The organism is Burkholderia sp. PAMC 28687 (assembly GCF_001577465.1).
In the GTDB taxonomy this organism is placed as follows: Bacteria; Pseudomonadota; Gammaproteobacteria; order Burkholderiales; family Burkholderiaceae; genus Caballeronia.
Genome location: NZ_CP014505.1, coordinates 1,776,425 through 1,791,422, shown reverse-complemented (window position 1 = coordinate 1,791,422; position 14,998 = coordinate 1,776,425). Strand labels below are relative to the sequence as shown.

14 protein-coding genes are annotated in these 14,998 nt (G+C 60.7%); 12 read left to right on the top strand and 2 right to left on the bottom strand.

The annotated features are described in order from the left end of the window. The first annotated feature begins 2 nt into the window (after positions 1–2). Positions 3–830, top strand: a complete 828-nt coding sequence (locus tag AX768_RS08180) for an ABC transporter ATP-binding protein (protein WP_061999545.1) — start codon at positions 3–5, stop codon at positions 828–830. 36 nt (positions 831–866) lie between these two features. Continuing rightward, the gene (locus AX768_RS08175; protein ID WP_061999544.1) at positions 867–1,691 is read left to right on the top strand and encodes an ABC transporter permease; all 825 of its coding nucleotides are present in this window, start codon (positions 867–869) and stop codon (positions 1,689–1,691) included. Positions 1,692–1,715: 24 nt separating this feature from the next. On the opposite strand, the gene AX768_RS08170 is transcribed toward AX768_RS08175, so the two are convergent. Further along, on the bottom strand, positions 1,716–2,690 hold the full coding sequence (locus AX768_RS08170; protein ID WP_061999543.1) for an NADPH:quinone oxidoreductase family protein: 975 nt from the start codon (positions 2,688–2,690) through the stop codon (positions 1,716–1,718). Between the two features lie 206 nt (positions 2,691–2,896). Here AX768_RS08170 and surE point away from each other — a divergent pair, with 206 nt between their 5' ends. The 6 genes from surE (at position 2,897) to rlmD (ending at position 9,283) form a co-directional block, all read left to right on the top strand. Continuing rightward, the gene (gene surE, locus AX768_RS08165) at positions 2,897–3,655 is read left to right on the top strand and encodes a 5'/3'-nucleotidase SurE (RefSeq protein ID WP_061999542.1); all 759 of its coding nucleotides are present in this window, start codon (positions 2,897–2,899) and stop codon (positions 3,653–3,655) included. After that, positions 3,652–4,812, top strand: coding sequence for a protein-L-isoaspartate(D-aspartate) O-methyltransferase (locus tag AX768_RS08160; RefSeq protein ID WP_062000873.1), 1,161 nt, complete (start codon positions 3,652–3,654; stop codon positions 4,810–4,812). Before surE ends, AX768_RS08160 begins: the two co-directional genes overlap by 4 nt. Before the next feature lie 5 nt (positions 4,813–4,817). Next, positions 4,818–5,819, top strand: coding sequence for a peptidoglycan DD-metalloendopeptidase family protein (locus AX768_RS08155; RefSeq protein WP_061999541.1), 1,002 nt, complete (start codon positions 4,818–4,820; stop codon positions 5,817–5,819). Positions 5,820–5,830: 11 nt separating this feature from the next. Then, positions 5,831–6,922, top strand: a complete 1,092-nt coding sequence (gene rpoS, locus AX768_RS08150) for an RNA polymerase sigma factor RpoS (RefSeq protein WP_061999540.1) — start codon at positions 5,831–5,833, stop codon at positions 6,920–6,922. 65 nt (positions 6,923–6,987) lie between these two features. After that, on the top strand, positions 6,988–7,764 hold the full coding sequence (locus AX768_RS08145; RefSeq protein ID WP_061999539.1) for a 3'-5' exonuclease: 777 nt from the start codon (positions 6,988–6,990) through the stop codon (positions 7,762–7,764). Positions 7,765–7,906: 142 nt separating this feature from the next. Continuing rightward, a complete protein-coding gene (rlmD, locus tag AX768_RS08140) occupies positions 7,907–9,283 on the top strand; it encodes a 23S rRNA (uracil(1939)-C(5))-methyltransferase RlmD (protein ID WP_061999538.1) in 1,377 nt (458 codons plus the stop codon). Positions 9,284–9,385: 102 nt separating this feature from the next. Here rlmD and AX768_RS08135 read toward each other — a convergent pair whose 3' ends face one another. After that, positions 9,386–10,084 carry a Bax inhibitor-1/YccA family protein gene (locus AX768_RS08135; RefSeq protein ID WP_061999537.1) on the bottom strand — a complete coding sequence of 233 codons (699 nt, stop codon included), beginning with the start codon at positions 10,082–10,084 and terminating at the stop codon, positions 9,386–9,388. Positions 10,085–10,375: 291 nt separating this feature from the next. Here AX768_RS08135 and ndk point away from each other — a divergent pair, with 291 nt between their 5' ends. The 4 genes from ndk to ispG all read left to right on the top strand — a co-directional run bounded on the left by ndk (position 10,376) and on the right by ispG (position 14,994). Next, the gene (gene ndk, locus AX768_RS08130; protein WP_061999536.1) at positions 10,376–10,801 is read left to right on the top strand and encodes a nucleoside-diphosphate kinase; all 426 of its coding nucleotides are present in this window, start codon (positions 10,376–10,378) and stop codon (positions 10,799–10,801) included. Between the two features lie 111 nt (positions 10,802–10,912). Then, the gene (gene rlmN, locus AX768_RS08125; RefSeq protein ID WP_062000872.1) at positions 10,913–12,055 is read left to right on the top strand and encodes a 23S rRNA (adenine(2503)-C(2))-methyltransferase RlmN; all 1,143 of its coding nucleotides are present in this window, start codon (positions 10,913–10,915) and stop codon (positions 12,053–12,055) included. A gap of 230 nt (positions 12,056–12,285) precedes the next feature. Further along, a complete protein-coding gene (locus AX768_RS08120) occupies positions 12,286–13,446 on the top strand; it encodes a RodZ domain-containing protein (protein WP_061999535.1) in 1,161 nt (386 codons plus the stop codon). Between the two features lie 228 nt (positions 13,447–13,674). Further along, on the top strand, positions 13,675–14,994 hold the full coding sequence (gene ispG, locus AX768_RS08115) for a flavodoxin-dependent (E)-4-hydroxy-3-methylbut-2-enyl-diphosphate synthase (protein WP_061999534.1): 1,320 nt from the start codon (positions 13,675–13,677) through the stop codon (positions 14,992–14,994). Positions 14,995–14,998 lie beyond the last annotated feature (4 nt).

Sequence of the window (14,998 nt, the reverse complement as noted above, 5' to 3'; positions counted from 1 at the left end):
CGGTGCAGCCGACAACTACACCGGTCCCCGCGCTCGCGCTGGAGAATGTCACTTGCACGTTCGTCTCCCGCGATGACCGCCGTTCCCGCTACACGGCGGTCAAGGAGACGACGTTGCGCGTCGCGCCGGGCGAGTTCGTCTCGGTCGTCGGTCCTACGGGCTGCGGCAAGTCCACGCTGTTGAACGTCGGCGCCGGTTTGCTCGCGCCTTCGTCGGGCACGGTCAACGTCTTCGGTACCGAACTTGACGGGATCAACCGCCGCGCCGGATACATGTTCCAGGCTGAAGCGCTGATGCCCTGGCGATCGGCACTCGACAACGTCACAGCCGGTTTGTCGTTTCGCGGCGTTCCCAAAGACGAAGCGTCTGCGAGAGGCGAAGAGTGGTTAAAGCGCGTCGGTCTTGGCGGGTTCGGCGACCGTTATCCGCATCAGTTGTCCGGCGGCATGCGAAAGCGCGTGGGCATGGCGCAAACGCTGATCCTCGATCCGGACATCATCCTGATGGACGAACCGTTTTCAGCCCTCGATATCCAGACGCGCCAGCTCATGGAAAACGAGTTGCTCGAACTTTGGGCAGCCAAGCGTAAAGCCGTGCTCTTCATCACCCATGACCTCGACGAAGCGATTTCGCTGTCCGATCGCGTGGTGGTGCTGTCGGCAGGGCCGGGCACGCATCCGATCGGCGAGTTCGTGATCGATCTGCCGCGTCCGCGTGATGTGGCCGAAATCCGTTCGCATCCGCGCTTCGTGGAATTGCATTCACAGATCTGGTCCGTGCTTCGGGAAGAAGTCCTGAAAGGCTACAAGCAACAGCTCACAGCCGTTTGATCCACCAATTAGCTTGCTAACAAGAGCAGATCGATCATGTGGAAAACGTTGCGCCCGAACCGCGCAAACCTGGTTGTATGGCAGTGGCTGCTGCTCGTGCTGTGTTTCTTACTTTGGTATGTGCTGACCAGCCCGACGCTGTTGCCGGCTTTTTATTTCGACGATTCGAGCAAGGCCGCATTCTTCTTTGGCGAACCGCAGAAAGTGCTGTTGCGCATCTGGCAATGGTTCACGACCGGCGAGATCTACGTGCATCTCTGGGTCACGCTGATCGAAACCGTGCTCGCATTCGTGATTGGAACGGTAATGGGTCTCGGGGTTGGTTTATGGCTTGCCCTGGCGCCCATGATGAGCGCGCTCTTCGATCCGTACATCAAGGCCGCGAACTCGATGCCGCGCGTCATCCTTGCACCGATCTTCGCCGTCTGGTTCGGCCTCGGCATCTGGTCGAAAGTGGCGCTCGGCGTGACGCTGGTCTTTTTCATCGTGTTTTTCAACGTCTATCAGGGCGTGAAGGAAGTGAGCCCGGTCGTTCTTGCCAACGCCCGCATGCTCGGCGCCAATCGCAAACATCTGCTGCGGCACGTGTATTTGCCGAGCGCGACAAGCTGGGTGTTCTCCAGCTTGCACACGTCGGTGGGACTTGCGTTTGTCGGCTCCGTGGTGGGCGAATATCTGGGTTCGGCACGCGGTGTCGGATACCTGATTCTCCAAGCCGAAGGCACGTTCGATATCAATACCGTGTTCGCAGGCATTCTGGTGCTCACGGCATTCGCACTGATCCTGGACGGGATAGTTGCGTTCGTTGAACGCCGCCTGATGAAGTGGCAGCCGAGCGCCGGTGATACCGAAAAGATGTGACGCGGCCCTCTTGACGCCGATCGTTCACGGCTCGATCACGATCTTGCCCGAGACACGCCGGCTCGCCATGTCGCTCAATGCATCGGCGGTTCGCGCGAGCGGATAACGCTTCGTGATGTGCGGGCGAAGCCGGCGTTCCTTGATCCAACCAAAGATCTGCTTCATTGCTGCGCCTGCGAGCTCGGGTTCGTGTTGTATGTGCTGGCCCCAGAACACGCCCACGATGCTGGCGCCTTTCAGCAGCGTCAGATTGAGGGCCAACCTCGGTATCTCGCCGTTGGCGAACCCCACCACCAGATAACGCCCCCTCCATCCGATGCTGCGAAAAGCCGGTTCCGCATACTCGCCGCCAACCGGATCGTAGATGACGTCCGGACCTTTTCCGTCCGTCAGCTCTTTGATGCGCTCACGCAGGTTCTCGCTCGAATAGTCGATGGTCGCATCTGCCCCATGTTCAACGCACAATGCCAGCTTCTCCGCGCTGGACGCCGCAGCGATCACGCGTGCTCCAAGCGCCTTGCCAATTTCAACCGCTGCCAGCCCCACGCCGCCGGCCGCGCCGAGCACGAGCATGGTTTCGCCGGCTTTCAGGCCGCCGCGATCGACCACGGCGTGATGCGACGTGCCGTACGCGAGCGTGACGGCCGACGCGCTCGCAAAGTCGATGTCCTCGGGCAGGGCAATGCAGGCCGCTTCGCGGGCAACCGCCTGTTCGGCGAACGCGCCTTGCGCGGTGTAAGCAGCGACCCGCATGCCTACGCTGAGCCGCCTGACGTTCATGCCGACCTCTCGCACGACACCCGCGAACTCGGCGCCCGGGGTGAAGGGCAGTGCCGGCTTCGTCTGATACTTGTTCTGGATAACCAGCACATCAGGGAAGTTCACGCTGGCCGCCCGTACGTCGATCACCACTTCGTCGGCGCCTGGACGGAGATCCGGCAAGGTTTCGAGCACGAGTGATTCGGGCGGTCCGTACTGGTTGCATCGAATGGCGCGCATGGGGTCTCCATTGAAAAATCCGCTATGCGCCAGTGTAAAACGACGTTGCCCGGGCGTGCGTTCAGAGACGCAGCGTTAGCCATCCGGTCTAATAAAACGCACGAAAAACGCTCGAGATCAACCAGCATTGCGCGGAAAACCTGGCCGTTCGGCCGAGGACCCCACGGCCGGGCCGCGGGCCTACTTTCCTCGGTTACAATCGTCGAATGCAAATCCTACTCAGCAACGACGACGGTTATCTGGCCCGCGGGCTCAACGTGCTGCACGCGGCCATGGAGCCGCTTGGGCAGGTCACGGTCATGGCCCCTGAGCAGAATTGCAGCGGTGCTTCTAACTCGCTGACACTGTCGCGCCCGCTCACCATTCACACGGCGCCGAACGGTTTCAATTACGTGAACGGTACGCCCACCGACTCAGTGCATATCGCGCTGACGGGCATGCTGGAAAAGCAGCCGGACCTGGTCGTTTCCGGTATCAATAACGGCCAGAACATGGGCGAGGACACGTTATATTCCGGAACGGTCGCGGCGGCGACAGAAGGTTTCATGTTCGGCGTGCCGGCCATCGCGTTCTCGCTGGTCGGGCGCGACTGGTTGCATCTTGAAGACGCAGCGCGCGTTGCCGCTGACATCGTTGCGCATTTTCTGGCGCATCCCATGCCGGGCCATCCGTTATTGAATGTGAACATTCCAAGTCTGCCTTACGAAGAAATGGGAGAGTGGCGCATCACGCGGCTTGGCAAGCGTCATCCCTCGCAACCGGTGATCCGGCAAATCGATCCCCGCGGGAACCCGATCTGGTGGATCGGGCCGTCAGGCGACGCGCTCGATGCAAGCGAAGGCACAGATTTTCATGCTATTGCGAACGGACATGTTTCAATCACGCCGTTGCAACTCGATCTCACGCATACCAAGCTGCTGCCCGCCACGCGCGAGTGGGCCGAGGCGCGGAGCAGCCGTTCATGACGGAAGAACGCGCAAAACGCTTCCCGCTGGCACTCGCCGACCTGGTGCGCGAGCCGCGCAAAGCGACTGCGCGTCCCGATGCAAGCAGCAAATCGAACGCCAGGCCGGTCGCGAAGCCGGTCCTGAAGTCGATCGCGGGCGGTAACGGCGCAGCGCGGCCGGCGGGGGCAACGCACAAGGCCGGCGCCGCGACGCTGAAACCCGCGGCTGCAAAGGTTGCGAAATTGTCGACGGCGCTTCATCCCGGAGCGAAGGCCAACGCTGTAGTCAAGCCGGCCGGCGTTCCGGGAACGACAGCAGGAAAGCCGCATGCCGCACCGAAGCCTTCTGCGGTTGTGGCTCACCATCAGTCCGGGGCGTTGCGTTCCGGTGCGCGCCTGAACGAAACGCGGGACTTCGCCGCGAGCGTGAAGGCTCAGGCGGCGCAGGATACGAAGCCGGTGCAGCAGCCGGACGTCAAGTCCGGTACGGGCCGGAAGACGGCGTTGCACGGAACGCATGGCAGCACGCACGCGTTGACGTCGGAACGGGTGCGTGAACGTATGGTCGAACGGCTGCGCGCAAACGGCATCACAGACCTGCGTGTGCTGGCGGCCATGTCGGCGGTGCCGCGGCACTTGTTCGTGGACCCCGGGCTTGCGGCGCAGGCCTACGAGGACGCGGCGTTGCCAATCGGTCATCACCAGACGATCTCGAAACCTTCGGTTGTCGCGCGAATGATCGAACTGGTTGCTGCGGGGCGAACGCTGAAAAACGTGTTGGAAATCGGCACCGGCTGTGGTTACCAGGCGGCCGTGTTGTCGCAGGTCGCAACTGATGTGTACTCCATTGAACGGATTCGGCCGTTGTCGGAGCGCGCGAAGCTGAATTTGCGCCCCTTGCGTGTACCGAACATCCGTTTGCATTACGGCGATGGCCGGCTCGGACTGCCGGCAGCCGCGCCGTTCGACGCCATCGTCATAGCGTGCGCGGGGCTCGATGTTCCGCAAGCGCTGCTCGATCAACTCGCCGTTGGCGGCAGGCTGGTTGCGCCGGTCGGATCGCAAACCGCGCAAGCGCAAATCCTGACGCTCGTCGAGCGCGTTTCGCCCACGCAATGGCGCGAGTCGCAGCTTGATCGGGTTTTCTTTGTACCTTTAAAATCCGGAGTGATTTGACACCGATGAGTATGTTGCGTGCTAAACGAGAAGTGAGCGCGAACCCTGGTTTGACCGTGGTTCAGCGCATGGTGTGTGTCGCGGCGCTGTCCGTGCTGGCGGCGTGCGCGACACGGATGGACAATGCGCCGGTCGTCGACCGGACCGGAGCTGCGATCGGCACGCAAGCCGCTCAGGACGGTGCCGTCCTGCCGCCGGGTCCGCCGCCGCCAGGCTACTACCGCGTAAAACCGGGTGACACCCTATACCGGATTGCGCTGGAAAACGGCCAGAATTATCGGGATATCGCGTCGTGGAACAACATGACGAACCCGAATCAAATCGAAGTTGACCAGTTGCTGCGGGTAGCGCCTCCGGGTGCAAATCTTGCCGCCGCAACGCCGGGCGTGTCTACCGCGCCTATCGTAGGCGGCGGCGTGCAGGCGCAGCCGCTGACGAGCACGTATGGCGCGAATGGCGCGAACGGTGCTGCCACCACCAACGGCGCAGGCAGCACCATGCTGCCGCAGGCGCCGGCTTACGGTTCATCGTCCGGCATGGGAACGCCGCAACCTCCGGTACCGGGCGCGACGCCCGGGCTGGCAATGAACCAGCCCGCCACCGGAATCGATAACGGCGCGGCAGCGGCTGCGCCGGCGGCCCAACCCGCGTTCATCTGGCCGGCGCGCGGACCGATTCTCGGCACGTTCGACGACGCCAAGAACAAAGGCGTCAATATTGGCGGCGCGCCGGGCGATCCGGTCAATGCCGCGGCGGATGGACGGGTTGTTTATTCCGGCAATGGTCTGCGCGGATACGGTAATCTCATCATCATCAAGCACGACGCAACTTTTCTGACCGCATACGCACATAACCGCGCTTTGATGGTAAAAGAAGGTGACGCGGTGACAAAAGGGCAGAAGATCGCCGAGATGGGCAGCAGCGATTCGGACCGTGTGATGTTGCATTTCGAAGTTCGCCGGCAGGGCAAACCTGTCGACCCTCTGACGTATTTGCCGCCGCAATAAGCGAAATCATCATGCCTAAATCGAAGCGCCATCCGCCGCAAGCCGAGACTGATTTAATCAGACCCACGCAGACAACGGTGGAAGACGGCGCTTCGAACCACGCTGACGAGTCGGAATCCGAAGCGGCTGAAGCCGAGCTGGATAGCGACGAAGACAGCGGATCAAACCGCAAGGAAGCAGTGGAGGGCGCAAACGATACCGTGCCCGACGTTGACGACTTCAAATCGATCCTGCAGGCGGAACTCACTGCCGACACCATCCAGCATTATCTGAATCGCATCAGCGTCAAGCCGCTCTTGACGGTCGAAGAAGAGCAGCGTTATTCGCGGCTTGCGAAAGCCGGCGAATTCGAGGCGCGGCAGGTGATGATCGAACGCAATTTGCGGCTGGTGGTCAGCATCGCGAAGGGTTATCTGAATCGGGGCGTCCCGTTGCTCGACCTGATCGAGGAAGGCAATCTCGGCCTGATGCACGCCATCGAAAAATTCGATCCCACGCGCGGTTTCCGGTTTTCTACGTATGCCACGTGGTGGATCCGCCAGAGCATCGAGCGCGCGATCATGAATCAGGCGCGTACGGTGCGTTTGCCGGTGCATGTGATTCGCGAGCTCAATCAGGTGCTGCGCGCGAAACGTCATCTCGAGAAAAGCTCGGCGAATTCCACTGCGGCAATCGCGCCGGACAGGCGCGACGCAAGCATCGACGACATCGCGCATCTCACCGGGAAGACGCCTGAAGAAGTTACCGACATCCTCGCGCTGAACGAACACACAGCGTCGCTGGACGCGCCGCTCGATCTGGACCCGGCGAGCAGTTTGCTGGACCTTCTATCCGACGACGCCAGCCAGTCGCCCGATTCCGAAGTTCAGCATCGTGAACTGGAAACGCTGACCAAGCTCTGGCTTTCGCGTCTCTCCGACAAACACCGGCACGTCATCGAGCGACGTTTTGGCCTGAACCACATCGAGCCGGCCACGCTCGAAGAACTCGCCGACGAAATGGGCCTGACGCGCGAACGCGTGCGCCAGATCCAGCAAGAAGCGCTAGTGCGGCTAAAGCGATTTTTTGCATCGAACGGTGTGCGCAAAGACGCTGTTCTCTAGCCTTTCGCAATTCGGGCGGCGACCCGGTCAGCGCTTTCCTTAAAAACGCAGCATCGAATAAAGCAATGACACCCATTCTCGTTTTCGATATCGAGACGATTCCCGATGTCGACGGCATTCGCCGTCTCGAAGATCTCTCCGCCACGCTCACCGACGCCGAAGTCGCCGAGCACGCATTCGCCGCGCGCCGGGAGCGTGTGGGCAACGACTTCCTGCCCCACCATCTGCAGCGCATCGCCGCCATTTCGTGCGTGTTTCGCGATAACACGGGATTTCGCGTGCGCTCGCTCGGCACTACGACGGACACCGAAGCCACGCTGATCCAGTCGTTCTTTCGCGTGATCGAGAAGTACACGCCACAACTTGTTTCGTGGAACGGCGGCGGTTTCGATCTGCCGGTACTGCACTATCGCGCGATGATCCACGGCGTAGCGGCTTCGCGGTACTGGGACCTCGGAAGCGATGACCGCGAATTCCGCTACAACAACTACATCAGCCGCTACCACGCGCGTCACACCGACCTCATGGACGTGCTCGCGATGTACCAGGCCCGCGCGAATGCACCACTCGATGCGTTGGCGAAGCTCTGCGGCTTTCCGGGAAAACTCGGCATGGACGGTGGCAAGGTCTGGCAAGCGTTCTCGGAGGGACGACTCGAAGAAATCCGCAATTACTGCGAGACCGACGTGGTCAATACGTACCTGATGTATTGCCGGTTCCAGTTGATGCGCGGCGGTTTTTCGCAGGAAGAATATGCGGATGAAATCAACGTCGTGAAGAACGCCCTTGCGCTCGAGCCGGCGCCGCACTGGGCGGAATATCTCGCGGCGTTCGGTCAATAAGCCTTCCGCAGCATCAGGCGAGTGCCGCACCCGCATCGTTTACAATCCTGCCCTTCGACGTCAGTCCCCATCGCAGTTCAAATATCAGTCAGGAAGTCCGCAGGTGCCTCGCGCTCGTAAAAAATCCAACCGCCGCTGGAGCATGCCGGCCCGAATCGTTCCGTTGGACCCGACGGCCGCACCGGTCGAGATCGAAATCGATTCACTCGATATGGAGGCGCAGGGAGTCGGCCGCGCGGCCACCGAGGACGGCTCGCCGGGCAAGGTTATCTTTGTGGAAGGCGCGCTGCCGGGTGAACGTGTCTCGTATGTGACCTTTCGCCGGAAAGCGGCATTCGAGAACGGGTTGCTCGTCAAGGTGCTGCGCGAAAGCGTGATGCGCACGCGTCCAAAATGTCCCTATTTCAGCAAATGTGGCGGCTGCTCCATGCAGCATCTCGATGTTCGCGCACAGATCGCGGTCAAGCAACGCGTGCTCGAGGACAACCTCGAGCGGATCGGCAAGCTGAGCGCCGAGACCATCTATCGGCCGATTCACGGGCCTTCGTGGGGGTATCGTTACCGGGCGCGCTTGTCTGTGCGGCTGATCGCGGGCAAGGGCGGGGCGCTGGTCGGGTTTCATGAGAAAAAAAGCGACTTCGTCGCCGACATGCAGACTTGCGACGTTCTAACGCCGCAAGTGTCGGCGTTGCTCATGCCGCTTCGCAAGCTGGTTCAGGATCTCTCCGTTCGCGATCGCCTGCCGCAGATTGAAGTCGCCGTTGGCGCCGAGGTTACGGCGCTGGTGTTGCGGATTCTTGAATCATTGACCGAAGCCGACGAATCGCTGGTACGTGCATTCGCCGAAGAGCACGGCGTGCAGATGTGGCTGCAGCCCAAAGGGCCGGAGACGGCTTATCCGTTCCATCCGGTCGAACAAGAACTGGCGTACACCTTGCCGGAATTCAACATCCGGATGCCGTTCAAGCCGACTGATTTCACGCAGGTCAACCATCAGATCAACCGCGTGCTGGTCAGCCGCGCGCTGCGGCTGCTGGCTTCCGCACGCACGGACCGCGTGCTGGATCTGTTTTGCGGTATCGGCAATTTCACGCTGCCGCTTGCGCGGGTTGCGCGCGAGGTGGTGGGCATTGAAGGTAGCGAGAGCCTTACTCAACGCGCGCTTGAAAATGCGAAAGCAAACGGTGTGGACGGGCACACATCGTTCGCATGCCGAAACCTGTTCGAGATTACGGCAGACAATCTGCGTGCGCTTGGACGCTTCGATAAATATCTCATCGATCCACCACGCGACGGCGCGCTTGCGGTGTCGAAGGCGCTCGCGGAACTGGCGCAGAACGGCGATCATGATCTGATGCCTGAGCGCATTGTATATGTGTCGTGCAATCCGGCAACGCTCGCTCGCGACGCCGCCGTGCTTGTGACCGAGGCGGGCTATAGGCTGAAGGGCGCTGGCGTAATGAACATGTTTCCCCATACGTCGCACGTCGAATCGATCGCGCTGTTCGAGCGCGACTAACCCGCAACTAGCCCCGTCGCGGACATGGAAAAGCCGGCCCCAAATGAGGCCGGCTTTTTTTATCGATAAAACTTTTTCGCTGTCCGGATCAGTTCCGCCGCGTCAGTTCCGATTCCCGCCGAAAATACCAAGCAGCGCGAGCAGGTTCGTGAACACGTTGTACAGGTCGAGGTAGATTGCGAGTGCGGCGCTGATGTAGTTCGTCTCGCCACCGTTCACGACGCGCTGGACGTCGAACAGCATGTAGGCCGAGAAAATCACGATCGCGAGGACCGACACGGTCAGCATCAATGCCGGCAGATGCAGGAACACGTTTGCAAACGCGGCCAGCAGGAGCACGAGCACGCCCATGAACAGCCACTTGCCAAGACCGGAGAAGTCACGCTTGCTCACGGTTGCGATGGTCGCCATGGCCGCGAAGATCACGCCCGTGCCACCAAACGCCATCATGATGAGCTGCGGTCCGTTCGAGAAACCGAGAATGAAGCTCAGGAGACGCGACAGCATCAGGCCCATGAAGAACGTGAAACCGAGCAGGACGAGCACGCCCAGGCTGCTGTTCTTGGTGCGTTCGATAGCGAACATGAAGCCGAAAGCGATCGCCATGAAGGCGATGAAACTCATGGCCGGGCTGGTTGCCGCGAACAGCGAGAAGCCGGTCGCGACGCCTACCCACGCGCCGAGTACGGTCGGCACCATGGAGAGCGCCAACAGCCAGTACGTGTTCCGTAAAACGCGATTGCGGGTTTCGGACGACGTGACACTGCCTGTGCGACCAAAACCGTAAGGGGATTCGTTCATGGTTTCTCCTTGCCTAAACTTGTGTAAAGCCAACTGGTTCAAAAATTCCGGCTCGACTTATTTACTTCGCGACGCGGCGAGCCTTACAGACGCGATATGCACCTATGTTGCACCGAAATCAACAGTGCTGCACTGCAATGGCTCAACCAGTAAAATTACCGCGCATTTCGTCACGAGACTTGAGCTTTGATGCTTACGATGTCGTAAGGTTTCCATCGCAATCATACAATGCTTCGTGCTATAATTGTCGATTCTTTATATTCGTAACCCGTTAATTTTTTGGAGTTTTTCATGGCGATCGAGCGCACCCTGTCGATTATCAAACCGGATGCAGTGGCAAAGAATGTGATCGGTCAGATATACAGCCGTTTTGAACAAGCGGGCCTCAAGATCATCGCGTCGCGCATGGTTCACCTGTCGCGTGCTGATGCAGAAAAGTTCTACGCAGTCCACGCTGCACGTCCGTTCTTCAAGGACCTCGTTGAATTCATGATCTCCGGCCCCGTGATGATCCAGGCGCTGGAAGGCGAAAACGCGATCCTGACAAACCGCGACCTGATGGGCGCGACGGATCCGAAGAAGGCTGATAAGGGCACCATCCGCGCTGACTTCGCAGACAGCATCGACGCCAACGCAGTGCACGGTTCCGACGCAGCAGAAACGGCGCGTCAGGAAATCGCTTTCTTCTTCCCCGAAGTAAACGTTTATTCGCGTTGATTCGGAGTAGATTTATCGCAGGAATTGGCGCGAAATAACCGAAAAGCGAACTGGGGTGCGGCTTTGAACGGCTTCCTGGCTTCGCTCATCAGGGAAATGGCAGAAAATCGAATGACAGCTTCCACCGTCAACCTTCTGGATCTCGATGCCGCCGGGCTTGTCGCTTATTGTGACAGCCTGGGGGAGAAGCCGTTTCGCGCCAAGCAACTGCAGCGCTGGATTCACCAGTTCGGCGTCGACGATTTCGACGGCATGACCGATCTGGCGAAGTCACTGCGCGAAAAATTGAAAGGGCGGGCGAGTCTGGATATGCCCGCCATCGTCAGCGACCATGTTTCCACCGACGGCACGCGCAAGTGGCTGATCGACGTGGGCGGTAGCAACGCGGTCGAGACCGTCTATATTCCGGAAGAAAATCGCGGCACGCTGTGCGTTTCATCGCAAGCGGGCTGCGCAGTCAATTGCCGGTTCTGCTCGACCGGCAAGCAGGGTTTCTCGCGCAACCTGAGCACAGGCGAAATCATCGGCCAGTTGAGAATGGCGGAATTTGCGCTGCGTGCATCGAAGAGCGGTACTTACGGCGCGCCGAACAATGGCAAGGCCGATCGTGTGGTGACCAACGTCGTGATGATGGGCATGGGCGAACCGCTGCTCAATTACGACGCCGTGGTGCCCGCCATGCGGCTGATGCTTGACGACAACGCATACGGGTTGTCGCGTCGCCGCGTGACCTTGTCGACCTCGGGTGTCGTGCCCATGATGGACCGGCTTGGCGCGGATTTGCCGGTTGCGCTCGCGGTATCCTTGCACGCGCCGAACGACCCCTTGCGCGACATGCTGGTGCCGCTGAACAAGAAGTATCCGTTGCGCGAACTGATGGCGGCATGCCAGCGCTATTTGAAAGTGGCGCCGCGCGACTTCATCACGTTCGAGTACTGCATGCTCGACGGCGTGAACGACAGCGAAGCGCATGCACGCGAGCTCGTTGCGCTCACGCGCGACGTGCCTTGCAAATTCAATTTGATCCCGTTCAATCCGTTCCCTGAATCCGGGTTGAAGCGCTCGGTGAACGAGCAGATCAAGCGTTTCGCGCAGGTTTTGATGGACGCCGGTGTAGTGACCACGGTGCGCAAGACCCGCGGCGACGACATCGATGCGGCATGCGGACAACTGGCCGGTGCGGTCCAGGACCGTACGCGTCTTGCGCAGCGCATCGGCAAGGCATCGAAGGTAATTGAGGTTCGGGCTGTCTGATTCGTTTCATCAGCCACGCCGGCGCCGCAAGACGAGCGCTCCAGGCTGATACGTGTCATTCGGTTACGGAATCGGAATAATCAGCAATAAACGATCAAAGTCGGCGCACAACACCGCGCATTTTGTTATAAAGCGGTCTGCAACGCCGGCGCGGCAAGTCCGTGCGGTAGCGCCGTGCTTGGCAACGAAGCTGAGCAGCGACAAAAAAGAATCGATGCGAGGAAATTGGGATGAGTGAGCCGCAGCACCCGACGCCGTTTGGCGCTCATAAAGGTGGCCAGTCGGGCGGCCAAGCCGGCGATGTGCCGGGAAGCCAGCCGGAGCGGGCCGCGAGCGCCGCGCAGGGTGGAATCCAGGCCGCGCGCCTTGAATCGGTCGCAGCGGTAGGGGCGCGTCTGACGCAGCTTCGCGAGGCGAAGAACTGGTCGCTTGACGACGTTTCCGCGCGGTTGAAGGTCTCGCCGCAAAAGTTGCGCGCGCTTGAAAGCGGCGATCTCAGTCTTTTTCCCGATCGCAATTTCGCGGCCGGCATTGTGCGTAGCTACGCAAAGATCATGGGCGCCGATCCGGCGCCGTTCACTGCGGCGTTGCGCCAGGCGAACGGTCCGGTTGAACAGAATTTGTCGTTGCCGGCATCGTCGGGTGCAGGATTGCCGCGAGGCCGTGTATCGGTGCCGCTTGGCAGTTCCCCTAAGCGCCGGTCGTGGTTGTGGGGCGTGGCGGCTGTAGTCGTTGCGGTGATCGCGCTTGCAATGTGGCATACCGGCAGTGACTCCGCCGCGTGGCTTGCCCGTTTCAAAGCAAGCGCCAATGGTACGGGCCAGTCAGCCGGCGGCGATACGAGCACGAGTTCGGCCGTAGTTGGATCTGAAGAGTCGAGCGCAAATGCCGGTTCGGTTGCGCCGGCCGATACGACGGCTGCAAGCGGCGCAGCAGAGAACAACGCGACTACGCAGCAAGCTGGCGCTCAGCCAATGCCGAGCCCGCTGGGTACGAACGCGCTGCCGGCGTCGTCATCGACCATTTCGGCAGTTCAGGGTGCCGCCGCCAGAAGCGCGGGTGTTCCCGCTGCAGTTCCGTTGACGAATGCGGCGAAGGCCGGAGCGCCCACACCCGCATCCGTTGCGGCTGCGGTCGGCACGGGCTCGAATACGCTCGAATTGAAGGTGGCGGCCGACAGCTGGTTCAGCGTCCGCCAGAAGGACGGCAAGGAAGTGTTCTCAGGATTGGTCAAGGCCGATTCGGTGCAGCGTGTGGCGGGCGAAGCGCCGTTCAAGATCACGATCGGCAATCGCGCAGGCCTCGACTCGCTGACGTTCGACGGACAACCGGTCGAGGCCGCCAAGTTCGGGCCGGCCAAGGGTAACGTCGCGCGTTTTTCGCTCCCCTGAAGCCGTTGAAGTCCGTGCCGCAGGCTCCGTGCATCGTATGCCGGAGCCTTCGTAACAAGTTGCGCCGGATCGTGGCGTCTGACCTCGATCCTCAGGCTTGACACGAAATCGTGCGAAGATTTCGTTTCGGCGTTAAAGATTGTCAAACGCCGATCCTTGTCCTTGAGTCTCATTCATTCCAGAAACGCGTCTTCCGTGCGGCATCCGGCAACGCAGAGGGTCACTTAGATGCAATCCGAAGCTCAACACCCCCTTATTGAAAGCAAGATTTGTTCGTCGGAGCCTGTTTTCGGCGGATCGTGGAAACGGCGGGCATCGCATGCCGTCGACGTGCGCTGGGGCGGCCAGCTCATCACTATCGGCGGAGATTCACCGGTGCGCGTCCAGTCGATGACCAACACCGACACCGCGGACGCAATCGGTACCGCAATCCAGATCAAGGAACTGGCGCAGGCCGGCTCTGAGCTGGTCCGGATCACGGTGAACACGCCTGAAGCAGCGGCGGCGGTCCCCGCGGTACGTGAACAACTCGACCGGATGGGCGTGACCGTGCCGCTCGTCGGCGATTTCCACTACAACGGGCATACGCTGCTGCGCGACTATCCGGCGTGTGCGGAAGCGCTGTCGAAGTACCGTATCAATCCGGGCAACGTGGGCGCCGGTGCCAAGCGCGACACGCAGTTTGCGCAAATGATCGAAGCGGCTGCGCGGTACGACAAGCCGGTTCGTATCGGCGTGAACTGGGGCAGTCTCGACCAGGATCTGCTCGCCCGCATGATGGACGAGAACGCCGCGCGCCCGACGCCCTGGGAAGCGCAAAGCGTGATGTACGAGGCGCTGATCCAATCGGCGATCGGCTCGGCGGAACGCGCGGTCGAACTCGGCTTGCGGCGCGACCAGATCATCTTGTCGTGCAAGGTCAGCGGCGTGCAGGACCTGATCGCGGTGTATCGCGAACTGGCAAAGCGCTGCAGCTTTGCGCTGCACCTCGGGCTGACCGAGGCAGGGATGGGATCGAAGGGCATCGTGGCATCGACGGCGGCGTTGTCGGTGCTCTTGCAGGAAGGGATCGGCGACACCATCCGGATCTCGCTGACGCCCGAACCGGGTGGCGCGCGGACCGGCGAAGTGATTGTCGGGCAGGAAATCCTGCAGACCATGGGTCTGCGCTCGTTCACGCCAATGGTCATTGCCTGCCCGGGCTGCGGACGCACCACGAGCACGTTGTTCCAGGAACTGGCGTCGCAGATTCAAACGTATCTGCGTGACTCAATGCCGGTCTGGCGCGACCAGTTCCCGGGCGTGGAGAAAATGCACGTTGCGGTGATGGGTTGCATCGTGAACGGGCCGGGCGAATCGAAGCAGGCGAATATCGGCATCAGCTTGCCCGGTTCCGGTGAGAATCCTGCGGCGCCGGTGTTCATCGATGGCGTGAAGGTCAAGACGCTGCGCGGCGAACACATCGCCCAGGATTTCCAGCAAATCGTCAGCGAGTACGTCACGCGGACTTACGGCAAGCGCGAAACCGCGCAGGCAGAAACACTCTAAATAC